We start from the raw sequence: 19,447 nt of genomic DNA on the forward strand, positions 1-19,447 counted from the left end.
CGGCAGCGATCCCATGGACGAGCCCGCCTTCTACAACCACAGCGGCCACCACGCGCAGGTGCTGCCCATCCTCGACCGCGACGGCGCCGAGGCGCGCCTGGTCATCATCAAGGCCAGCTACGACATCGTGCCCGGCGGCGGCCTGCGTGCCGCCGAGGAACCGCGCGAGATCCGCCTGGGCGACGAGCCCTGGGGCGATCCCGCGATCGCGGACCTGCGGCTGCCGGGCGACTACGGCCTGCCCAAGCCGGGGACGGACTTCGTGCTCAGCGGCCATGCGGTGCCGCCGGTCGGCGGCGACGCGACGGCCATGGACGTCGGCATCCGCGTGCGCGACCGCGTCAAGCTGCTGCGCGTGCACGGCCCGCGGGTCTGGGAACGACATTTCGGCGGCATCGGACCGGGCAAGAGCGGCCCGCTGGTGCGGACGCCGCTGGCCTGGTCGCGGGCCTACGGCGGCGCCGATTTCAGCGATCCCGCCAAGCCGCTGGAGGAGGCGCGCAATCCCGTCGGCAGCGGCGTGAGCCGCCATCCCGAAACGCTGGTGGGGCGCCCCGCGCCGCAGATCGAAACGGCCGGCGAGGCGGTCACCGCCGCCGGCGGCCGCCACACCCCGGCCGGCTGTGCGCCGCTGGGCCGGCATTTCGCGCCGCGCCGCGCCAGCGCCGGCACGCACGACGCCGCCTGGATGGCGAACGCCTATCCCGCGCGACCGGCCGACTACCGGCCCGAACACGAGCATTGCGCCGCGCCCGGCCTGGTCTTCGACGAGCCGCTGCGCGGCGGCGAGCCGGTGCGCATCGCCGGCGTGCATGCCGAAGCGCTGCTGGACTTCGCCTTGCCTCGGCAGCTGCTGCGCATCGACGCCATCGTCGACGGCCGGCCGGACACGCGGCGGCCGCATCTTGACACGGTGGTGGTCGACAGCGATGCGCTGATGCTGGAAATGGTCTGGCGCGCGGTGTTCCGCTGCCCGCCCAAGATGCGCGGGCATTTCACCTCGATCACCGTGCAAGCCAAGGAGTACCTCGAATGAGCGCGTCGTCCCAGCGATCCGCCGGCTGGCGCGCCGGCCTGGCCCATGCGGAGGCGGCCACCTGCCTCGGCGAAACGCTGGAGGAGACCGCGCTGCTGCTGCGCGCGGGGATCTCGGGCGTCGGCCTGACCGACTTCGTCGACGCGCAGGGGCGTCGCGTCATGGGCTGCGCCTCGCCGGCGCTGCCGCCGGATCTGCCGGCGCGCGAGCGGCTGCTGGCGCTGGCCGTGCATGCGCTCACGGGCGTGGCCCGACGCCGCGCGGCCGACGCACGGGCCCGGCCCGACCGGCCGCCCATCCTGCTGCTCGGGCTGCCGGCGCGTTTCGCGCTCGAGCCGCAGAGTTATGAACTCAACGTCGCCGGCCGCGATTTCGTGCAGCGGCTCGCGGCCGCCTTGCCGGCGCCGTTCGCGGGCGCCGACATCGAGGCTTTCCCGTTCGGACGCGCCGCGGGCGCGATCGCGATGGCGCGCGCGCTGCAGCTGGCCGAGTCGCGCCGCGAGGTGATCTGGGGCGGCGTCGACAGCCTGCTGCACTGGCCCACGCTGGAGGCGCTGCAGCAGCGCGAACGGCTGTTGACCATGGAGAACATCGACGGCGTGCGGCCGGGCGAGGCGGCGGCCTTCGCGATGGTGACGCACGAGGCGCGCGAGGGCGGCTGGGTCGCCGGGCTGGGGCTGGGGCGCGAGGCGCATCCGGTCGGCAGCGACGCGCCGTGCCGCTCCGACGGCTTCGCACAGGCGCTGTCCGCAGCCGTCGCGCCGCTGCGCGCGGCGGGCCGGCGCTGCGCGCTGTGGGCGATGGACGCTTCGCACGAGCGCCATGCGACGCGCGAGGTGCAGAACGTCATCGCGCGATTCGGCGACGTGCTGGATCCGGGCACCGACCTGCGCATGCCGCTGAAGGAATTGGGCGACGTCGGCGCGGCGGCGCTGCCGCTGATGGTGGCGCTGACCTTGCAGGACTGGGCGCACGGCGTGGCGCGCGACGAACTCGCGGTACTGGCGGCGGGCTCCGACGACGGCGCCCGCGGCGCGCTGCTGCTGGCGGCGGGCGATCCCGCGGCGGCCGGCGCGCGACCGCGCACGTCCAGTGCGGCCAGCACCTCTGATCGGCAGGAGGTGCCGGCGTGAGCGTCAACGCGAATTTCCGCGAGGTAGCCGGCGAATCCACCGGTCACGTCATCGTATACATGAACCCGAGCGTGTGCCTCACGCCCGCGGCGCCGAGCCCGTTGCCCATCCCGTATCCGATCCTGACGCCGGCCGGATCGGGCAAGCTCGACGGTGACACGCGCGGGGTGAAGATAGGCGGCAAGCCGACCTTCCACGTCGATGCGGTGGTGCATGACTGCGTCGGCAATCAGCCGGGCACGCAGAAGGAAGTGGTCAGCATGAAGATCGGCTCGACCGCCTTCATCATCGACGGCAGTCCCAACGTCCAGTTCGAGGGCAAGGCGGTGGTCTACACCGGCAGCTCGGGCATGGGCAACCAGATGTGAGCCCATGGGTACCAGCGCGGCGATGGTTCAGTTGAAGGTGGTGAAAGCCGGCGGCGCCGGCTCTCCCGCCGACATGAAATGCTCGGAGATCCTGGCCTGCTTTGATCCGCCGATCGAATTCGGCACGCATTCGCAGATGCAGGGGACGAAGGACGGCTATCAGGCGGAGCACATCCTGCCGACGTCGGCGATGCACGACCTCGGGCGCGCCGGGGACAAGTTCGCGGGATGCGAGGGGTACAGCACTGGAGGTGCGCTGACATTCATGGCCGGGGACGGCCAGAAGGAAGGCTTCGAGCACAAGATCCTGACCGACCAGATGCGCAAGTTCTCCCAGGCGAACGATGTGAAGGTGCCTCCTCGCAACGCACCGATGAAGGAATGGTTGAAGGAATACAAGGAGGGTGCCAAGGCGGCCCTCGACAAGGGTCTACCTCACCGCACGATCAATCGGACAGATCTGGACCGGGACAGCCTGATCGAGCAGGCGGCGGAATGCATCGTGCTCGCCGCGAAGGAGTCGTTTGGGAAACTTGATCCTCCGGTGACGGAGGACACGCCCTTGCGCAATCCGTGGAAAGCAACTCAGGAGCAGGTGCAAGCGGCGGCCCGACAACTGGGACGTCGTAGCGCGCCTCCACCGTAAGCAACGGAAACAGAATCTCGTTGCCAGGATCGAGTCCGTGAGACCGGGCGTGATCAGGCGACACTGGACCCATTTGAAGGAGATCCCACTTGCAGCAGGAAATTCATCAGGTCGCGGAGACCTCCCAGGCCATCGTGTTCATGACCCTCGTCTACGAAGAGGGCGATATCGGCAGCGCCATCGGAAACGTCTATCAGATCCCGCCCGATCGGGATTCGGAGGATATGCCGACACAACTGCTGGCCACCAACGACACGCTGCGGGTGATGTGGACGTCTCCGTCCGGCCATTTGTGGGTGGCGAGCGCTGACGGCCGCGTGGCGACGACGGCCCCGACGGGGTGGCAGGCGCCTGCCGACGGCAGCCAGTACAACACGTTGGCGGGAGCGACGTGGTCGGTGACCGCCTTGCCCCGCGAGCGCGGGGACGGCACGCCGCCCAATGTGACTGCGATCTGGGGCAGTGCGGATGACGACGTTCATGTCGGCACCTTCGGCGGCCATCTCTATCATTGGGACGGCCGTTCATGGACTCAGGTCCGCGACGGCGATGGATCCAGCTATCAGACCATCCGGGCGATCTCAGGGCACGGGCGGGACGATGTCTTTGCCGTCGGCGCTCGCGACACGCTGCTGCATTTCGACGGCTCGGCGTGGACCTCCCTGGCGGTGCCCGGTGCGCCGAACGCCGGCGACGCCTTGAACGGCATCGCCTGTCTCGCGGATGGCTCCACGCTGATCTGTGCAACGGGAGATCAAGGTCGGTTGCTGCATGGCAGCAGCGCGGGATTTTCCGAGTTGGGGCGCTATCCGGTTCAATTGGTCGGGATCGCCGTCGTGGATGACAAGGTGCTGTTTGCGACCGGCAATGGCGTCGCTGAACTGGTGGGCCGGGATGTCCGAATGATCAAGGAGACGTTCCAGACGTCCGGCGTGACAGCGGGACTTGGACGCGCGTTCTTCATCGAACCGGCGGTGCCGGAACTTCAGTTTGTGGAACTCGATCCGCGCAACGGCGACGCGCCGTGGTGGCGCTACGGGTTCTGACCGCCGAGCTGTGAGCCGACGTGCTGGCTGCGCTGCAAACGCTGAAGGAGATCCCGCGTGCGGGTGCTCTGGTCGACGTGCGCTTGAAACTGATGGTCTTCGTGAGAGGGTCTCTGACGCAGCAGCGGCTGGATCCGGATGCGCTCTGGGAGCTGTTGCGAGAGCAGCCGTTCGCGTCCCATCTGAATCGCTTCCGCCGCGCGTCGGAGACGCACTGGCGGCTGCCGCCTGGAGGCGGTTCTGGTCGCATCTGGTCGCGCCGCGCGGGCCTTGATCCCGCAGCGTGCGTGGAGTTCGCAGGGGACGGCCAGGGTGGGCGGGAAGCGTTGTCTCTCAAGATCTCGGACCTGGCCCCCGCTCTCGGAATGGAACGGGCGAGTCACGTCGTCTTCGATTTCCCGTCGGATTCATCTGGCCGGCAGATCGCGGAGGTTGCCCGGTGGCTGGCGGCGCACGTTCCGGTGCTCTGGGGCACGGGCGGCTGGAGTTTCGAGGTGAAGGGCGGCTCCGAACACGTGGCCGCGCGGACGATGATTGCTCAGGCACGCCGCCATTGGTCGATCCAGATCCTGGAGACGTCGGCGCTCCAATGGGAGGCCTTGCGCGGCATGCCCGGCGTCAACTGGCTCACGCTGGTCGGCGATGCCTTTGCAGCAGAACACGGCATCGATGCGGCGTCGCTGGCCGGCTTGGCTGGGCCCGAGGTATTCGTCCATCGAGGGCGGGGTTCCACGATGCTGGCCGCCGGTGCGGCGCCTCTTCGCGGCGACATCCACGCGGACGAATCGCTGGCGCCGCTGGTCACCGTGGCGCAGGCGCTGAAGCCGGCGCTGCTGACCTCGTGCTCGCCGATGTTCGGGCAACTGGCTGACGAAGACGTCATGAACGCCTGGCTGCAACGGTTCATTGCGCCACAGGCCTGGTTGAAGGTCGACGTGGAGTAGGGCGTGGGTGAAGTCCACGACGATCTGGGAAACAGCGACTCAGACGTTCAAGTCCTCACCGGCTGCGGGCACTTGTACCTCTGGGACTGCCGGCCAGGATTGGAAACGAACGGACGCTGAAGGAGTTCATCTTGGAAGAAGAGGTCACCCACGTCATCGAGACCGCACAGGGCATCGTGCTGCTGACCCTGCAGTCCGAGGACGAGAACGATGCGCCGATCGGTGGATTGCTGCTCATTGATGCAAATGACGAGCAGGAGACTGCCAGGGAAATCCTGACGACCAACGAGACGCTCAGTGCGCTGTGGTGTTCGCCGGCGGGGCATCTCTGGGTCGGATGCGCGGATGGTCGCGTGGCGACGACGGCTCCGGTCGGATGGGCTGCGCCGTCGCGTCAAGCGGACTACAGGGCCCACAACGGCTCCCGCGGCTGGACGGTCGCCACGCTGCCCGTCGACAGCCTTGAAGGGCTGCCCCCGAACATCCTGAAGATCCACGGCTCGGGGGATGACGACGTGCATGTCGGCACCCATGGCGGACATCTCTACCACTGGAACGGCAAGGCGTGGCGGCAGACCCATCAGGGAGATGGCACCGCGTATCAGTCGATCGTCGACATCAAGGGGCACGGTCGCGACAGCGTCTTCGCGATCGGGACTCGCGACATGATTCTGCATTTCGATGGTGCTCAATGGCGGAAACTTCCTACGCCTGGCTCTCCCAACGAGGGGGAGTCGTTCGGCGGGATCGCCCTGTTGACCGACGGCTCGGTGCTGATCTGTTCGGCGGGTGATGAGGGCCGATTGCTGCACGGCGGAGCCTCCGGCTTCATCGAGTTCGGCCGCTATCCGCTCCAGCTCAACGATGTGGTCACGCTCGGCGATCGCGTGCTGTTTGCCATCTGGGACGGTGTTGCCGAGCTGGTGGGACGCGATGTCCAAGTCATCAAATCCAACTTCCTGACCGCCCATGCGTTCGAAGGCCGGGGGAGGGTTTTCTTCACCGAGCCAGCGAACCCAGGCATCCACTTCATCGTGCACGACCCCGCAGCAAGCCCGCCGTGGAAGCGCAGGAACTACTGAAGGGAGGCTTGCCCCCGCTACACCTCGTGACTTTCGGTCAATGCCGCTGTTCCCTGTGACAGGGACAATGCGCATCGGGCGGCGATCCTCGCCGCGGCGAGGCGTTCGATGTCACGAAAAGAGAACCACCCCCGCTCGGCCAAGCCGGGCAACGCACCGGCGGCGGCCGACGATCCGACGCTCGATCCGGACGCGACACGCATCGTGCCGGCCGGCGCGCCGCTGGACCGCATGCCGCCCAATACCGCCGCCAACCGCGCCGCGCCCGCCACCCCGACGGTCTCTGCGCCGACCCCCGCGGCTGACGCCGACCCCGCGCACGACGACGGCCCCGAAACCGTCCAGCACGAACGCGAGATCAGCTTCATCGATCCCACGTTCCCCGACACCTTCTCGATGCGCGCCAGCCGCAAGCCGGCCGACATCCCGCTCGACACCGACAACACCATCATCGCGCCCGCCGCGATGCTGAAGCCGCGAGCGCCGGCAGCCGGCGCCCAGCCGTCGGAAGAGACCCCGGCGCCCACCCCGGCACCGACCGCCGCCGCACCCGCGCCGGCCGCCGTCGAGCCCGTGGAGGCCGTCGCCCCTCCCTTGGAAGCCTCCGAGGCCCCTCCCGCCCAGGAGGCTTCTGCCGCACCGGCCGCTCCCGCTGCGCCGGTCGCCCCGGTTGCCCCGCCGACTCCCGTCGCTTCCTCGCCCGTCGCTTCGCCCCTGGACACGCTCTCGCCGACCGGCAATGAGACCGTGATCGCTCCCGCCGCCGTTCTGAATCCCGTGACCAAGACTTCCCCGCCGGCCGAGCCGACACCGCCCGCCGCGCCCATCCCCGAATCCGCCGCCACCGGCAACGAAACCGGCAACGAGACCGTGATCGTGCCCGCGTCCAAGCTGCTCGCGACCCCGCCGGCGGCGGTCGACGCCGCGCCCGCCAAGCCTCCCGTGGCGCCGCCCGCGGCACCGGCTGTTGCGTCGCCCGTGGCCTCTCCGGCCGCGCCTCGCGTGGCTCCGCAGCCCGTCGAGGCCGAAGAATCCGAGTTCGGCGCTTCCGAGTTCGCCGAAACCGTCTTCGATCCCGACGCCGCCGCCGCCGTGGCGGCGCTGCGCGCCATGCCCCCGGTGCCCGATCCCAAGCCGTCCACCGGCACGCTGCCGGGCGGCGCGCTCGCCGCCAAGGTCGCCAGCAACGAGGCGCCGGTGCGCCAGGTCGGCCGCTTCCAGGTGCTGGACCGCATCGGTCGCGGCGGCATGGCCAGCGTGTTCAAGGCCCACGACCCGAGCATCGGCCGCGACGTCGCGATCAAGTTCCTGCACGCCTCGCTGTGCGAGGATGAGGAATACCACGCCCGCTTCCTGCGCGAGGCGCGCGCCTCCGGCAGCCTGTCGCACCCCAACATCGTCACCGTGCACGACGTGGGCGAGGTCGACGGCCGGCCCTACATGGCCATGGAGCTGCTCGACGGCGAACCCCTGGCCGACCTGCTCGAACCCGGCACGCCGCTGCCCATCCGCGACACCGTCGTGATGGCCATCCAGCTGGCGCGCGCGCTCGACTACGCGCACAAGCGCGGCATCGTCCACCGCGACATCAAGCCCGGCAACATCGCCCGCGTGCGCGGCACGCTCGACATCAAGGTGATGGACTTCGGCATCGCCCACATGGAGTCCACCAAGGGCGAGCAACGCACCCGCGTCGGCGACGTGCTCGGCACGCCGCAATACATGGCCCCCGAGCAGATGAACGGCGAGAAGATCGACGGCCGCTCGGACCTGTTCTCGGTCGGCATCGTGCTGTACCAGATGCTCACCGGCGTGCGTCCGTTCACCGGCGACAGCGTGGTGAACCTGGCGCTCAAGATCGCCAAGGACGATCCGACGCCGCTCAACAAGCTGCGTCCGGAGATCCCGGCGTCGCTGCGCCGCGTCGTCGACCGCTGCCTGGCCAAGGCGCCGGACAACCGCTTCCAGACCGGCGCGGAACTGGCCGAGTCTCTGGTCAAGGTGCTGGGCGAGATCGACGAGGAAGCGCGCAACAAGGGCCGCGCCAAGCTGATCCCGCTGCGCGTGAAGTGGGCAGCCATGATGGCCGGGATCGTCGCCATCGTGATGGCGGTGAGCGGCTCCATCATCAGCCAGCGCCAGAACGCCGCGCTGATGCAGCAGGTGGCCGACTACGGCACCGCGCTGTCGCGTTTCATCGCCGCGCAGAACGCCACCGCGGCGCTGGGCGAGGACTGGGTCTCCGTCGACGTCTCGCTGCAGGAGATCATGAAGACGGGCGACTTCGAGAGCGTCAGCGTCATCGACCGCGCCGGCGTGGTCGCGGCCTCCAGCCTGCCCGACACGGTCGGCAAGCTGTACCAGGCGCCGCCGGGCGAGCTGCTGGGCGACCAGGGCGCGGTCAAGCGAACGCGGTACCACGCGGCGGGCGGCGCGGCGATCCTGGGCTTCGATTCGCCGATCACGTTCCAGGACAAGACGGTGGGGCGCGTCGCGCTCGGTCTGCCGGAGCGCCCGCTGGAGAGCGTCGCGCGGCTGTCGCGCACGCTGATGGCGGTGCTCGCGGTGACGACGGTGCTGGCCGTCGCGATCGCGATGTTCTTCGTCGCGAACTGGTTCTCGCGGCCCATCAAGCTGGTGGTGGAAGCGCTCGACGAGATCGGCCGCGGCCGCGTCGACTTCCGCATCCGGGAACAGCGCAAGGACGAATTCGGTCTGCTCTACGCCGCCTTCGACCGCATGGCGCAGGCGCTGCAGGACAAGCAGGCGCTGGCGGCCTCCGCCGCCAAGGCCGAGGCGCCCACGACGATCGGACGCAAGTCCGGCGCGCTGGCGGCGGCACGGCAGCAGGCCGCGCAGGCGGCTCAGGCGGACGCCAAGCCCGAGCAGAAGGCGGAACAGAAGCCAGAACAGAAGCCCGAGGCCAAGGCGCCGGTCGCCGCCGCGCCTTCGGACGAGCAGACGCAACCCGCGCCGCCAGTTCCGCCATCGACGCCGGGAGCTGCCTGATGGTCGTGTTGCATGGATTCTTGAACAGCGGTACTGCGACGGCCGCTGGCCCTCACCCCCACCCTCTCCCGCAGTGCGGGAGAGGGGGCAAGACCGGGCACCGCATGAACTCCCTCTCCCGCACTGCGGGAGAGGGCAGGGGTGAGGGTCGTTCGATCCTCGCCGCGGCTGCCATTGCCGCCGTGCTCGCGCTGACCGGCTGCGTCGCGCCGCCGACCGCGACGCCGCCGCTGGACGAGCCCGCGCCGGTCAAGGCGCCCGCGACGACGACCAACGGCGAGATCGTCGCGCGCAGCGACCGGCTGCTGATCTACGTGCCGGTGGCGGGCGAATCGCTGCGCGGCATCGCCGGTCGGCTGCTCGGCAGCGAGGACCGCGACTGGCAGATCAGCGAGGCCAACGCCGGCGTCACCAAGGCCGAGCCCGGCCAGCCGCTGATCGTGCCGCTCAAGCCGATGAGCCCGCTGGGCGTGCGCTCGGGCAACCTCCAGACGGTGCCCATCCTCTGCTACCACCGCCTCGGCACGGTCGGCGGCAAGATGGCCGTGTCGCAGGGAAACTTCGCCGCGCAGATGGAGTGGCTGGCGAAGAACGACTACCGCGTCGTCAAGCTGTCGCAGCTCGCGGGCTACCTCGACGGCAAGGAGCCGCTGCCGCCCAAGGCCGTGGTGATCACCTTCGACGACGGCTACGAGTCGGTCTACAAGCTGGCCTACCCGGTGCTGCGCAAGCTGGGCCTGCCGGCGACCATGTTCGTCTACACCGACTTCGTCGGCGCGGGCGGCGATGCGGTGAGCTGGCCGCAGCTGGCGGAGATGCAGGCCTCGGGACTGATGGACATCCAGTCGCACTCGAAGTCGCATCGCAACCTGATCGAACGCACCACCGGCGAGAACGAGGAACGCTACAAGCGCAACCTCGACGCCGAGACCGCCGGCCCGCGGGACCTGATCGAGCAGAAGCTCGGCACGGCCGGCCAGGTGCGCCACTACGCCTATCCCTACGGCGACGCCAACGAGCTGGTGCTGGACGCGCTCACGCGCCAGAAATACACCCTGGCGGTCACCGTCAACCCCGGCGGCAACGCCTTCTTCGCGCAGCCGCTGATGTTGCGCCGCACGATGATCTTCGGCGACCACGACCTCGAGGCCTTCAAGGCCCGGCTGCAGACCAGCCGACGCATCGGGACCACCCCATGAGGGCGGCCGTTGCATGGGCGATGCTGGCGGCCGTCGCGCTGACGGCCTGTACCGGCGGTCCGAGCGCGTTGCGCCACCCGGAAGGGAGCGCGGGCGCGCCGCCGTCGGCGTTCGAGCAGGCGCAGGTCCAGCGCGCGCAGGAGCAGGTGAAGGACGGCCAACTGGCCGACGCCGCCTGGACCTGGGAGGCGCTGACGGTCCTGCGTCCGGACAACGCCGGCTACCGCGACAGCCTGGCCGCGACGCGCCAGCAGATCGATGCCGGCGTGACGGAGCGCCTGGACAAGGCCAAGGCCGCGCACAAGCGCGGCGATCTGGACGGCGCGACCACGCAGTACCTGTCGGCGCTGTCGCTGCAGCCGGACAACGAGACGGCCGCCGACGCGTTGCGCGCGCTGGAGAAGGAACGCAACCAGAAAAGCTATCTGGGCAAGCCCGCGCGGGTGACGTTGCGCAAGGCGGCGACGCCGCCGGTCGCGGCGAAGCCGGCGGCGACGCCGAAGGCGCAGGCGACGACGAAGGCGCAGGCCGCGACGGCGGGCGCTGCGGCGAAGGAGCCCCCGCAGGCCGCGGCCGGCCCGGATCCCAACCAGCTGGAGCACATCGCCATGCTGGCCGCACAGGGCGAGGTCGACGAGCCGATCCGGTTGCTGGAGCGTCGCGCGCCGCAGGACCGCAACGATCCGTCGGCCAAGCGGCTGCTGGCCGACCTCTACGTGCGCAAGGCCGAGAAGCTCGCCGCCATCGACAAGTCCGGCGCGATCATGGTGCTGCAGAAGTGCCTGCGCGTGGATCCGAAGAACGCGCGCGCGACGGCCCTGATGCGGCAGCTGATCGACGATTCCGCGGCGAAGACCGCAGCGCCCGCGCCGGCCGCGGCGGCGACGGCGAAGAACAAGGTCGACAGGAAGTGACGGCCTGAGCGCCGCTCAGAACGTCACCTTGACCGACGGAGCGCTGCGCTTGGCCTCCCCGTGGAAGACGGCTTCGATGTTGTTGCCGTCCGGGTCCAGCACGAAGGCCGCGTAGTAGCCCGGGTGGTAGGGGCGCTCGCCGGGCGCGCCGTTGTCGGTGCCGCCATGGGCCAGCGCGGTCTTGTGGAATGCCTCGACCGCAGCGCGGTCCTTGGCCTGGAAGGCGAGGTGATGCCGGCCGGTCAGCTTGCCCACCGCCGCGTCGCTGTCCGCGCTGGACACGAACAGCTCGTCGAACCAGAAGTAGTCCTTGCCTTCGCCGCCCAGCGGCACGCCGAGCGGCGGCAGGATCGCCGTGTAGAAGGCCTTGCTCGCCGCCAGATCCCGCACGACGAGTTGCAGGTGGTCGATGAGCCGTCCGCGATGCAGTTCCTGGGTTTCCATGAGCGCTCCTGTTGACGGGTGACGTGAAGGGAGAGGGCAATCAGCGCGCCGTTTCGCCGATGGGCCGGATGCGCCGCGGCACTGTCGGGTCTGCGGCCAGCATCCCCTGCGTTCGCGCCCCGGCCTGCTCGATGAGCGGCTCGATCAAGGCGGCTTCCGGCAGATGGGCCCAGTAGCGGCGGGGCATCTCGCGTTCCATCATCGCGACCTTGAGGCGCGCCGGATTGAAGATGCTGCGGTAGTAGGTCAGCCAGAGTTCGGCGCCGGCGTCCTGCGGCGGCGCGTCCTCGCGGCGTCCGCCGGGGCCGATGCGCAAGGTCGAGCGGTCCCACGACACCGAGCAGCGCGGCGACAGGATCGCCCAGCGCAGGTTGGCGAAGCGCCGCGCGAAGAAGGGCGCGGCCGCTTCGAGCGTGTAGTGCGTCGGCTCGAACCACGCGACCAGCCGCTCGCCGTCGACGTCCTCGACCGGCACGAAGCGGACGAAGGCATGCGTCTTGTGGATCTCGTGCCGGACCTCGCGCTCGAGTCGCTCGGCGCGGCGACGGTCCGCGTCCAGCGTGTCGCGCCAGTAGCCCGGCTCGGCCCTGAGCCGCCACAGCATCCGGTACAGCAGCGTGAAGCGCTGGGGTTCGGCGTGGAGAAGGGCGGTGCGACACAGCGACAGGAAAGCCGCCGGGACGTTGAACGCCGGCGGTTCGGCTGTCTTCGACGTCATCGTCGCGATGGACAACGGCAGGCCCGCTGTGCCGTCGATGCGCTCATCGGCCCAGAGGTCGCCAACGGCTCCGTCTTCCTGGCCGGTCGTCCAGACCACGTCGCCTGGCGCGACGCCACGGGCGAGGAGCTGCTTCGCCGCGTGGCGGAAGCCCTCGACATCGACGGGACCGTCGAGCGTGACGCGGACCATCAGAACAACCCCATCTGCGTCGGCGCGGCGATCGGGGGCGTCGCAGGGATCGTCGATGACACCCTCGCTCCCGGCCGGTGGCCGTCCACGATCACGAAGGGCAGCACCTTGCGCGCGGGCAGCTTCATCTGCCGCAGGTCTTCCGCGCGCAGGCGCCGGACGCGACGCGCGACGAGCAGCTTGTCGACCGAGCCGACGCCCAGTCCCGGCACGCGCAGCAGCATCTCGCGCGGCGCCTGGTTGAGGTCGACCGGGAAGCGCTCCGGATGCGCGAGCGCCCAGGCGTGCTTGGGATCGACGTCCAGCCGCAGCAGGCCGGTGCCGTCGTCGACGATTTCCTCATGGTCGAAGCCGTAGAAGCGCATCAGCCAGTCGGCCTGGTAGAGCCGGTGCTCGCGCACCAGCGGCGGCGCCTGCAGCGGCAGGGCCCGCGCGGCATCCGGGATCGGGCTGAAGGCGGAGTAATAGACCCGCCGCATCCGGAAGCGTCCGTACAGCGCCGCGCTGCTGCGCAGGATGCTGCGGTCGTCGCTGCCGTCGGCGCCGACGATCATCTGCGTGCTCTGGCCGGCGGGGGCGAAGCGCGGCGGTCTGGCCGGACGCGCCGCGGCGCCGGGTATCACGCGGATCGGCGTCGCCGTCGCGGTCTTCTGTGCGTCCTTCGAATCGTCGATGTGCAGCTTCAACCGGCCCATCGAGCGGTGGATGGCGATCGTGTCCTTCTCAGGCGCGAGCGCCTTCAGTCCGTCGTCCGTCGGCAGCTCCACATTGATGCTGAGCCGGTCCGCATAGAGGCCGGCGCGCCGCAGCAGTTCCTCGCTGGCATCGGGAATGGTCTTCAGATGGATGTAGCCGCGGAAGTCGTGCTCCTCGCGCAGCACCTGGGCCACGCGCACGACCTGCTCCATCGTGAAGTCCGGACTCTTGACGATGCCGCTGCTGAGGAAGAGCCCCTCGATCGTGTTGCGGCGGTAGAAGTCCAGCGTCAGCGCGACGACCTCCTCGACGCTGAACTTCGCCCGCGCGACGTTGCTCGACGACCGGTTCACGCAGTACAGGCAGTCGTACTGGCAATGGTTGGTCAGCAGGATCTTCAGCAGCGAGATGCAGCGGCCGTCCGGCGCGTAGCTGTGGCAGATGCCCATGCCCTCGGTCGAGCCGATGCCGGTGCCGCCGCGGGAATCGCGCGTGTCGGTGCCGCTCGACGCGCAGGAGGCGTCGTACTTGGCGGCGTCCGCCAGGATGGCGAGCTTGCGGGAGAGGTCCATGAACTGCCGGAAAGATTGAATACTGTATGAATATACAGTTTTCCGGCGGCATCGGGTCAACCGCTGCGAGCGATCTCCGTGTCTTCGGCGCGGGAGGCTGGCGTCCCTCTCGTCGCCAGGCGGGTCAGGCGCGCCATGAATCGCTCCAGCGCCATGGCCAGCCCGACGCACAGCACGGCCGCCGGCACGTAGACGACGAAGGTCCACGCCTGCGACGCGCCGAGCAGCGCGCGGTACAGCGCGACCGTTCCCAGCACGACGAACATGTGGCTCAGGTAGAGCTCATAGCTGAGCCGGCCCATGCGGGCGAGCCATCGCAGGCCGCTGCGCGGGGAGGGCGTCTGCGCCCGGAACGCGATCAGCATCGCGCAGGTGCCGAGGCACAGGCCGTACATGCCGCTCTTGAAGAGGTGACGGTGGACCAGGTCGCCCCACCCGATCACCAGCAGCACGCAGAAGCCGCCGAAGATCGCGAGCGCCCGCGCGTCGCGCACGGCCGGTCGCCACCGCTGCGCGGCGAGCGCCGCCAGCACGCCCCAGGCGATGGCGGACATGCCGGGCAGGTAGGCCTTTTCCCACCAGACCTCGTTGCTGACGGGCACCAGCGAACGCAACGGCAGCAGGCTCAACGCCAGCACCGCGAGCGCGACGATCAGCAACTGGCGCGGCAGCACCAGGCACAGCAGCGGGAAGCCGACATAGAAGACCTCCTCGATCGACAAGGACCACAGCACGTCCCACGCCGCCGGCGCCCAGCCGGTGCGGCCTTCATACCAGTTGAAGGTGAAGGTCAGCGCCGAGCCCAGCAGGCCGCCCAGCGACTGCCGGGACGACGGCGCGAAGTCCGGCACGCCGAGCGCGGCGAGCAGCGTCAGCACGCTCAGCACGACCAGCAGCAGCGGCAGGATCCGGCGGGCGCGGGCGAGGTAGAAGGCGCCCAGCCGGACGCGTCGCAGATCGCCGTCGCGGTCGAGGATGCGTGTCGTGATCAGGAAGCCCGAGATCACGAAGAACATGAACACCGCCTCGTAGCCGTTGAAGCTGACGGCGTCGATCAGGCGCTTGGGCACCCAGGGGCCGAGCAGGCTGGGGGCGAGCGGCAGTCGGAACGGGAGCGCCAGGTGGTGCACGACCACCAGCAGGATGGCCACGCCCCTCAGGCAGTCGATGGCGAAGTTGCGCGGCGGGTGGGCGTCCATGGGCGTGAGCGTCGTGAAGGGCCGCGATCGTAGCGGGATCGCGCCGTCCGGCGGCGGTGCCGCCGGGTTACGTGCGTTACCCGGGAAAAGTCCGGCGCGGAAAAGCGAAGGGGCGCCGAAGCGCCCCCATCGCATGCGGTCATCGTCGACCCGTCACTTCAGTTGATCGGCCTTGGCCTTCAACGTGACTGCCTTCTGGCGTTCCAGCTTGGCGAGCTCGTTGTCTGGATCCAGCTGGAGGACGTTGTCCCAGCCCTTGATCGCGCCGGCCAGATCCTGCTTGGCGAACGCGGTGCGCGCGGTCAGCGTGGCCTTGGCGATCTGCTTCTTGCGCACGGCTTCGATCTTGGCGCCGGCGCCGGGCTGGTCGGCGGCTTCGGCGCGGCGGTACTCCTCCAGCGCCTTGTCGAAACGACCCGCGCGGTCATGCGCGTCGCCGGCGCGCATGGCCTTCTCGCCGGGCGAGAGTTCCGGCGCGGGCGGCGGTGCGGGCGGAGCGGCCGGCGTCGGGGCGGCGGCCACCGTCGTCGCCGGCGGGGTCGCCTGCGCGGCTGCAGCGGCGGCCGCAGCGGTGGCCTTCGGGTCCGGTTTGGCCGACGGACGCGGGTACAGCGGACCCGCCGGCGGCTTGCCGGGGATGCGCAGCACCTGGCCGCCCGACACCTGACGCGGCACGCGGATGTCGTTGTAGCGGGCCAGGATGTAGAACGAGTAGATGTCGCCCATGAAGCGGCCCGCGATCCGCGACAGCGTGTCGCTGGACTGCACCGTGTAGGCGAAGGATTCGCGGCCCAGCTGCTGCACCGGATCGACCGTGATCTGGCGCATCAGGCTGTTGGCCAGCTTGTTGGCCGGATCCAGCTGCAGCGCGCGCTGCAGCTCGTTGCGGGCCTGGTCTTCCTGGCCGGCCTCCAGCAGCTCGATCGCCTGCATGGCGGTCTTCTGCGACAGCGCCTGCTCGGCCGCGGTCGGCGGCACGGGTTCGGGCGGAGGAGGGGGCGGAGGCGGCGGCGCCGTCACCACCGGTTCCGGCGGCGGAGGCGGCGGTGCCGGCGTGACGCAGGCCGCGAGCGCGACGCTCAGCAGCAGGGCCGTGCCAACTGTCAGGGTGGAATGACCGCGGCCCCGCGCCGCTTGCGCGGTCGGGGTCAGGGAGATCGGAGCGTCGGAACGGAAAGAGGTCGACATCGGCATCACGTCGGAATTCGAGCGGGGTGCAGTATGAAACAGCGACAAGCCCCTCTCAGGTGACTTTCGTTCATTGAAGCGCGACCATTGTCACGGAAACATGCCATGCCGTCTCCCGAGGTCCCAAAGGCAGCCACATGACCCTCACCCTGCGCGCGGTGTCGCTCAACGACCTGCCCCTGACGCAGCCCATCACCGCGCGCTTCGACGCCACCGGGGGAACCATCGGTCGCGCCGACAACAACACCATGGCGCTGCCGGACCCCGAGCGCCACATCTCCCGCCAGCAGGCGGAGATCAGCGCCGACGCCGGCGGCTTCGTGATCCGCAACGTCGGCAGCGCCAATCCCATCACCGTCGCGGGCCAGGCCGTCGCTCAAGGCCAGGCCGTGCCGCTGCGCCATCTCGACCAGGTCCGCATCGGCGGCTATCTGCTGGAAGTCCAGCATGAGTCGAGCGCCGACAACGGCGCCACGGTGATCCGCCGGGCGCCCGATCTGAGCCGTCCCCCCACGATCGGTCCCGCGACGGCACCGATGCATGCCCCCGCGCCGGCGCCGGCCGCCCTGTCCAGCGCCAATCCGTTCGCGGACCTGTTCGGCGGCACGCAGGCGCCGTCCGACGTCTTCGGCGCCTCGCCGGCGCCCGCGCCGCACGTGTCCGCCTTCGCCGCGCCGCCCGTCCAGGCGCCGCCGCCCGCACCGGCCGGTCCGATGATGCTGCCGGACGATTTCGATCCGTTCGCGCCGCCGCCGGCGCGGACCGCGCCTGCTGCTTCGACATCTTCCGGGGCCTCGAGCGGCGGCATCCCGTCGTCCTTCGATCCCTTCGGCGGGCTGGACCTGGCGCCGCCGCCCGCACCGACGGCTCCGCCGGCGCGCAACGACGACCTCGGCTTCGGCGGCGCCTTCGCCGATCTGGTGCCGGGTGACAACAACCGGTCGCTGGACGATCTCTTCGGCCTGCAGCCGAGCGGCAGCGATCCGCTGGCCGGCTTCATGGCCGGCGCGAACAAGCCCGGCGACAGCCTGCGCGACGCGGTGGGTTCGGATCCGCTGGCGCTGTTCGGCGCCGCGGCGCCGGCCACGAACACCGAGCCGCAGACCCCCGCGCTGCCCGACCACACGCCGGCGCTGCATTCGGCGTTCCGTCCGCCGGAGGTCCGGACGCCGCCTCCGCCGGTCCAGCCGGTTCAGCCGCCTGCGGCAGCCGTGCCGCCCGCCGTGGTGGCGCCGGCGGTGCAGGTCATTCCGCCTGCCACCGCCCCGATCGCTGCACCCATTGCCGCGCCCGTGATGCCGCCGCCGCTGGCCGTCGTGCCGCCGCCGGTGCAGGCGCCTCCCCCGTTTGTGCCGCCTCCGTACGTCGCGCCACCGGCGCCGGCCGTGGCCGCAGCGCCGACGGCGACCGCGCCTGGCCAGGCTGCCGACACGGCCGCCCTCTGGCAGGCCTTCTGCGAAGGCGCCGGCGTGCGCATGGCTGCGCCGCCTCAAGGGCTCAATCCGGATCTGATGCGCGTCATCGGCTCGCTGCTGAACGCCTCGGTGGACGGCACGCTGCGGATGATGGCGGTGCGCGCCGCGACGAAGCACGAGCTGCGCGCGCAGGTGACGGTGATCCGCTCGCGCGACAACAACCCGCTGAAGTTCTCGCCGGACGTGCAGTCGGCGCTGGAGCAGCTCCTGCAGCCGCCGGTGCGCGGTTTCCTGCCGGGTCCGGCGGCGATGCAGGACGCGATGCGCGACCTGGTCGGCCACACGATCGGCACCATGGCCGGCACGCGCGCCGCGCTGGAGGGCGTGCTGACGCGCTTCCAGCCCAAGGCGCTGGAGGCGAAACTCACCAGCCGGTCGGTGCTGGACAGCGTGCTGGCGATGAACCGCAAGGCCAAGCTCTGGGAGCTCTACCTGCAGCATTTCGAGTCCATCCGGGACGAGGCGCAGGAGGACTTCCACACGCTGTTCGGCAAGGCCTTCCTGGAGGCCTACGAAGATCAACTGGAGCGTCTGAGCCAGCATGGGCAGGGCGCCGCGCAGTCACAACAACAAGCACAGCAGAGCGGGGCCTGAGCCCCGCCGTTTGTCCTACACGTCGTTCACACCATGCTCAAGATCAGGGTTGCCGCCTGCAGCGAACAAGGCGCGCGCAACAACAACGAGGACGCCATCGTGGCGCACGAGAACGGCCCCGGCTGGTACGCCGTGCTGGCCGACGGCGCGGGCGGCCACCGCAATGGGGCCGAGGCCGCGCGCCGGGCCGTGCATCGCATGCAGACCAGCCTGGGCGACGCGACGCTGCCGTGGCGCCCGGAGCTGCTGACCGGCGCGGTGCTGGCCGCGCACGACGACGTGCGTCGCGGCGTCGAGGGCACGGGACGCGACCGCATGCACACGACGCTGGTGGCGCTGTGCGTGGACGCGCAGCGCAACTTCGCGCTCTGGACGCACGTGGGCGACTCGCGGCTGTACCGCATCCGCGGCGGCAACATCGACACGATCACGCAGGACGACAGCGTGGTGCAGATGCTGATCGAGGCCGGCCTGCTGACACCCGAGCAGGCGGAGGATCATCCGCACAAGAACCACCTCGTGGCCGCGCTGGGCATCGAGGACGACCTGCATCCGCACACGACGGCGCCGCAGCCGCTGCAGGACGGCGACGTCTTTCTGCTGTGCAGCGACGGCTGGTGGGGGAGCGCGGGCGACACGCTGATCCACGACACGCTGCGCGCGGCGGGCTCGCCTGACGACTGGCTGGCGGCGATGCGCGCGGTGATCGAGGAGCGCGGGCTGCCCGATCAGGACAACTTCAGCGCGATCGCGCTGTGGGTGGGCGAGCCGGTGCTGGCGGCCACGGCGCAGACGCCGGCGGACGAGGCCGGCACCGCGGCCGAAGAATCGGCGGTGGATTCGGGTCCGGTCCCGCTGGAAGCGGAAGAAGAGGACGAGTCGACGCGGCGCATGCCGCTTTGAGGCTTAGCGCCGCAGCGCAAGCCAACATGACAGCCGGTTGCCACGTCTCGCGCGGCTGCAACTCGGCCTCTTCATACTCGTGACCGCCC

17 protein-coding genes are annotated in these 19,447 nt (G+C 70.2%); 12 read left to right on the plus strand and 5 right to left on the minus strand.

Going from position 1 to position 19,447, the window contains the following annotated elements; all coding sequences use genetic code 11:
* Nucleotides 1-13 precede the first annotated feature (13 nt).
* The 10 genes from ACQZ13_RS14240 to ACQZ13_RS14285 all read left to right on the plus strand — a co-directional run bounded on the left by ACQZ13_RS14240 (nucleotide 14) and on the right by ACQZ13_RS14285 (nucleotide 11,377).
* Nucleotides 14-1,036, plus strand: coding sequence for a DUF2169 family type VI secretion system accessory protein (locus ACQZ13_RS14240; RefSeq protein ID WP_431052944.1), 1,023 nt, complete (start codon nucleotides 14-16; stop codon nucleotides 1,034-1,036).
* Nucleotides 1,033-2,169: a hypothetical protein gene (locus ACQZ13_RS14245; RefSeq protein WP_431052946.1), complete on the plus strand. Its 1,137-nt coding sequence runs from the start codon at nucleotides 1,033-1,035 to the stop codon at nucleotides 2,167-2,169. The genes ACQZ13_RS14240 and ACQZ13_RS14245 overlap by 4 nt, the downstream gene beginning before the upstream one ends.
* Nucleotides 2,166-2,537, plus strand: coding sequence for a PAAR-like domain-containing protein (locus tag ACQZ13_RS14250; protein WP_431052948.1), 372 nt, complete (start codon nucleotides 2,166-2,168; stop codon nucleotides 2,535-2,537). The genes ACQZ13_RS14245 and ACQZ13_RS14250 overlap by 4 nt, the downstream gene beginning before the upstream one ends.
* Nucleotides 2,538-2,541: 4 nt before the next feature.
* Nucleotides 2,542-3,183, plus strand: a complete 642-nt coding sequence (locus ACQZ13_RS14255) for a hypothetical protein (protein WP_431052950.1) — start codon at nucleotides 2,542-2,544, stop codon at nucleotides 3,181-3,183.
* 89 nt (nucleotides 3,184-3,272) lie between these two features.
* Nucleotides 3,273-4,229 carry a hypothetical protein gene (locus tag ACQZ13_RS14260; RefSeq protein WP_431052952.1) on the plus strand — a complete coding sequence of 319 codons (957 nt, stop codon included), beginning with the start codon at nucleotides 3,273-3,275 and terminating at the stop codon, nucleotides 4,227-4,229.
* 20 nt (nucleotides 4,230-4,249) lie between these two features.
* Nucleotides 4,250-5,173, plus strand: a complete 924-nt coding sequence (locus ACQZ13_RS14265; protein ID WP_431052954.1) for a type VI immunity family protein — start codon at nucleotides 4,250-4,252, stop codon at nucleotides 5,171-5,173.
* A 131-nt stretch (nucleotides 5,174-5,304) separates the two neighbouring features.
* Nucleotides 5,305-6,255: a hypothetical protein gene (locus ACQZ13_RS14270; RefSeq protein WP_431052956.1), complete on the plus strand. Its 951-nt coding sequence runs from the start codon at nucleotides 5,305-5,307 to the stop codon at nucleotides 6,253-6,255.
* Nucleotides 6,256-6,363: 108 nt separating this feature from the next.
* Nucleotides 6,364-9,264 (plus strand): protein kinase domain-containing protein, encoded by a 2,901-nt coding sequence (locus ACQZ13_RS14275; protein ID WP_431052958.1) that lies wholly within the window; start codon nucleotides 6,364-6,366, stop codon nucleotides 9,262-9,264.
* A 104-nt stretch (nucleotides 9,265-9,368) separates the two neighbouring features.
* Nucleotides 9,369-10,463 carry a polysaccharide deacetylase family protein gene (locus ACQZ13_RS14280; protein ID WP_431052960.1) on the plus strand — a complete coding sequence of 365 codons (1,095 nt, stop codon included), beginning with the start codon at nucleotides 9,369-9,371 and terminating at the stop codon, nucleotides 10,461-10,463.
* Entirely contained in the window at nucleotides 10,460-11,377 is a 918-nt protein-coding gene (locus ACQZ13_RS14285) for a hypothetical protein (RefSeq protein WP_431052962.1), read from the plus strand. Before ACQZ13_RS14280 ends, ACQZ13_RS14285 begins: the two co-directional genes overlap by 4 nt.
* 15 nt (nucleotides 11,378-11,392) lie before the next feature.
* Here ACQZ13_RS14285 and ACQZ13_RS14290 read toward each other — a convergent pair whose 3' ends face one another.
* The 5 genes from ACQZ13_RS14290 to ACQZ13_RS14310 all read right to left on the minus strand — a co-directional run bounded on the left by ACQZ13_RS14290 (nucleotide 11,393) and on the right by ACQZ13_RS14310 (nucleotide 16,386).
* Nucleotides 11,393-11,821 carry a VOC family protein gene (locus ACQZ13_RS14290; protein WP_431052964.1) on the minus strand — a complete coding sequence of 143 codons (429 nt, stop codon included), beginning with the start codon at nucleotides 11,819-11,821 and terminating at the stop codon, nucleotides 11,393-11,395.
* Between the two features lie 40 nt (nucleotides 11,822-11,861).
* Nucleotides 11,862-12,731, minus strand: coding sequence for a TIGR03915 family putative DNA repair protein (locus ACQZ13_RS14295; RefSeq protein ID WP_431052966.1), 870 nt, complete (start codon nucleotides 12,729-12,731; stop codon nucleotides 11,862-11,864).
* Nucleotides 12,731-13,999 (minus strand): putative DNA modification/repair radical SAM protein, encoded by a 1,269-nt coding sequence (locus tag ACQZ13_RS14300; RefSeq protein ID WP_431052968.1) that lies wholly within the window; start codon nucleotides 13,997-13,999, stop codon nucleotides 12,731-12,733. Before ACQZ13_RS14300 ends, ACQZ13_RS14295 begins: the two co-directional genes overlap by 1 nt.
* A 56-nt stretch (nucleotides 14,000-14,055) precedes the next feature.
* The gene (locus ACQZ13_RS14305; protein ID WP_431052970.1) at nucleotides 14,056-15,198 is read right to left on the minus strand and encodes an acyltransferase family protein; all 1,143 of its coding nucleotides are present in this window, start codon (nucleotides 15,196-15,198) and stop codon (nucleotides 14,056-14,058) included.
* Nucleotides 15,199-15,351: 153 nt separating this feature from the next.
* The gene (locus ACQZ13_RS14310; protein WP_431052972.1) at nucleotides 15,352-16,386 is read right to left on the minus strand and encodes a LysM peptidoglycan-binding domain-containing protein; all 1,035 of its coding nucleotides are present in this window, start codon (nucleotides 16,384-16,386) and stop codon (nucleotides 15,352-15,354) included.
* A 137-nt stretch (nucleotides 16,387-16,523) separates the two neighbouring features.
* On the opposite strand from ACQZ13_RS14310, the gene tagH reads away from it, so the two are divergent.
* Both tagH and ACQZ13_RS14320 read left to right on the plus strand, forming a co-directional pair.
* A complete protein-coding gene (gene tagH, locus ACQZ13_RS14315; protein WP_431052974.1) occupies nucleotides 16,524-18,455 on the plus strand; it encodes a type VI secretion system-associated FHA domain protein TagH in 1,932 nt (643 codons plus the stop codon).
* A 33-nt stretch (nucleotides 18,456-18,488) separates the two neighbouring features.
* Entirely contained in the window at nucleotides 18,489-19,358 is an 870-nt protein-coding gene (locus ACQZ13_RS14320; RefSeq protein ID WP_431052976.1) for a PP2C family protein-serine/threonine phosphatase, read from the plus strand.
* The last annotated feature ends 89 nt before the right edge of the window (nucleotides 19,359-19,447 follow it).

This window comes from Roseateles sp. L2-2, assembly GCF_050613215.1.
GTDB classification, from domain to species: Bacteria; Pseudomonadota; Gammaproteobacteria; order Burkholderiales; family Burkholderiaceae_C; genus Roseateles; species Roseateles noduli.

Bases quoted from the DNA above. Each gene is read 5' to 3' on its own strand.
- ACQZ13_RS14300 (WP_431052968.1), bottom strand. From the start codon at position 13,999: ATGGACCTCTCCCGCAAGCTCGCCATCCTGGCGGACGCCGCCAAGTAC.
- ACQZ13_RS14290 (WP_431052964.1), bottom strand. From the start codon at position 11,821: ATGGAAACCCAGGAACTGCATCGCGGACGGCTCATCGACCACCTGCAA.
- ACQZ13_RS14280 (WP_431052960.1), top strand. From the start codon at position 9,369: ATGAACTCCCTCTCCCGCACTGCGGGAGAGGGCAGGGGTGAGGGTCGT.
- ACQZ13_RS14240 (WP_431052944.1), top strand. From the start codon at position 14: ATGGACGAGCCCGCCTTCTACAACCACAGCGGCCACCACGCGCAGGTG.
- ACQZ13_RS14320 (WP_431052976.1), top strand. From the start codon at position 18,489: ATGCTCAAGATCAGGGTTGCCGCCTGCAGCGAACAAGGCGCGCGCAAC.
- ACQZ13_RS14275 (WP_431052958.1), top strand. From the start codon at position 6,364: ATGTCACGAAAAGAGAACCACCCCCGCTCGGCCAAGCCGGGCAACGCA.
- ACQZ13_RS14310 (WP_431052972.1), bottom strand. From the start codon at position 16,386: ATGTCGACCTCTTTCCGTTCCGACGCTCCGATCTCCCTGACCCCGACC.
- ACQZ13_RS14285 (WP_431052962.1), top strand. From the start codon at position 10,460: ATGAGGGCGGCCGTTGCATGGGCGATGCTGGCGGCCGTCGCGCTGACG.
- ACQZ13_RS14245 (WP_431052946.1), top strand. From the start codon at position 1,033: ATGAGCGCGTCGTCCCAGCGATCCGCCGGCTGGCGCGCCGGCCTGGCC.
- ACQZ13_RS14295 (WP_431052966.1), bottom strand. From the start codon at position 12,731: ATGGTCCGCGTCACGCTCGACGGTCCCGTCGATGTCGAGGGCTTCCGC.
- ACQZ13_RS14255 (WP_431052950.1), top strand. From the start codon at position 2,542: ATGGGTACCAGCGCGGCGATGGTTCAGTTGAAGGTGGTGAAAGCCGGC.
- ACQZ13_RS14305 (WP_431052970.1), bottom strand. From the start codon at position 15,198: ATGGACGCCCACCCGCCGCGCAACTTCGCCATCGACTGCCTGAGGGGC.
- tagH (WP_431052974.1), top strand. From the start codon at position 16,524: ATGACCCTCACCCTGCGCGCGGTGTCGCTCAACGACCTGCCCCTGACG.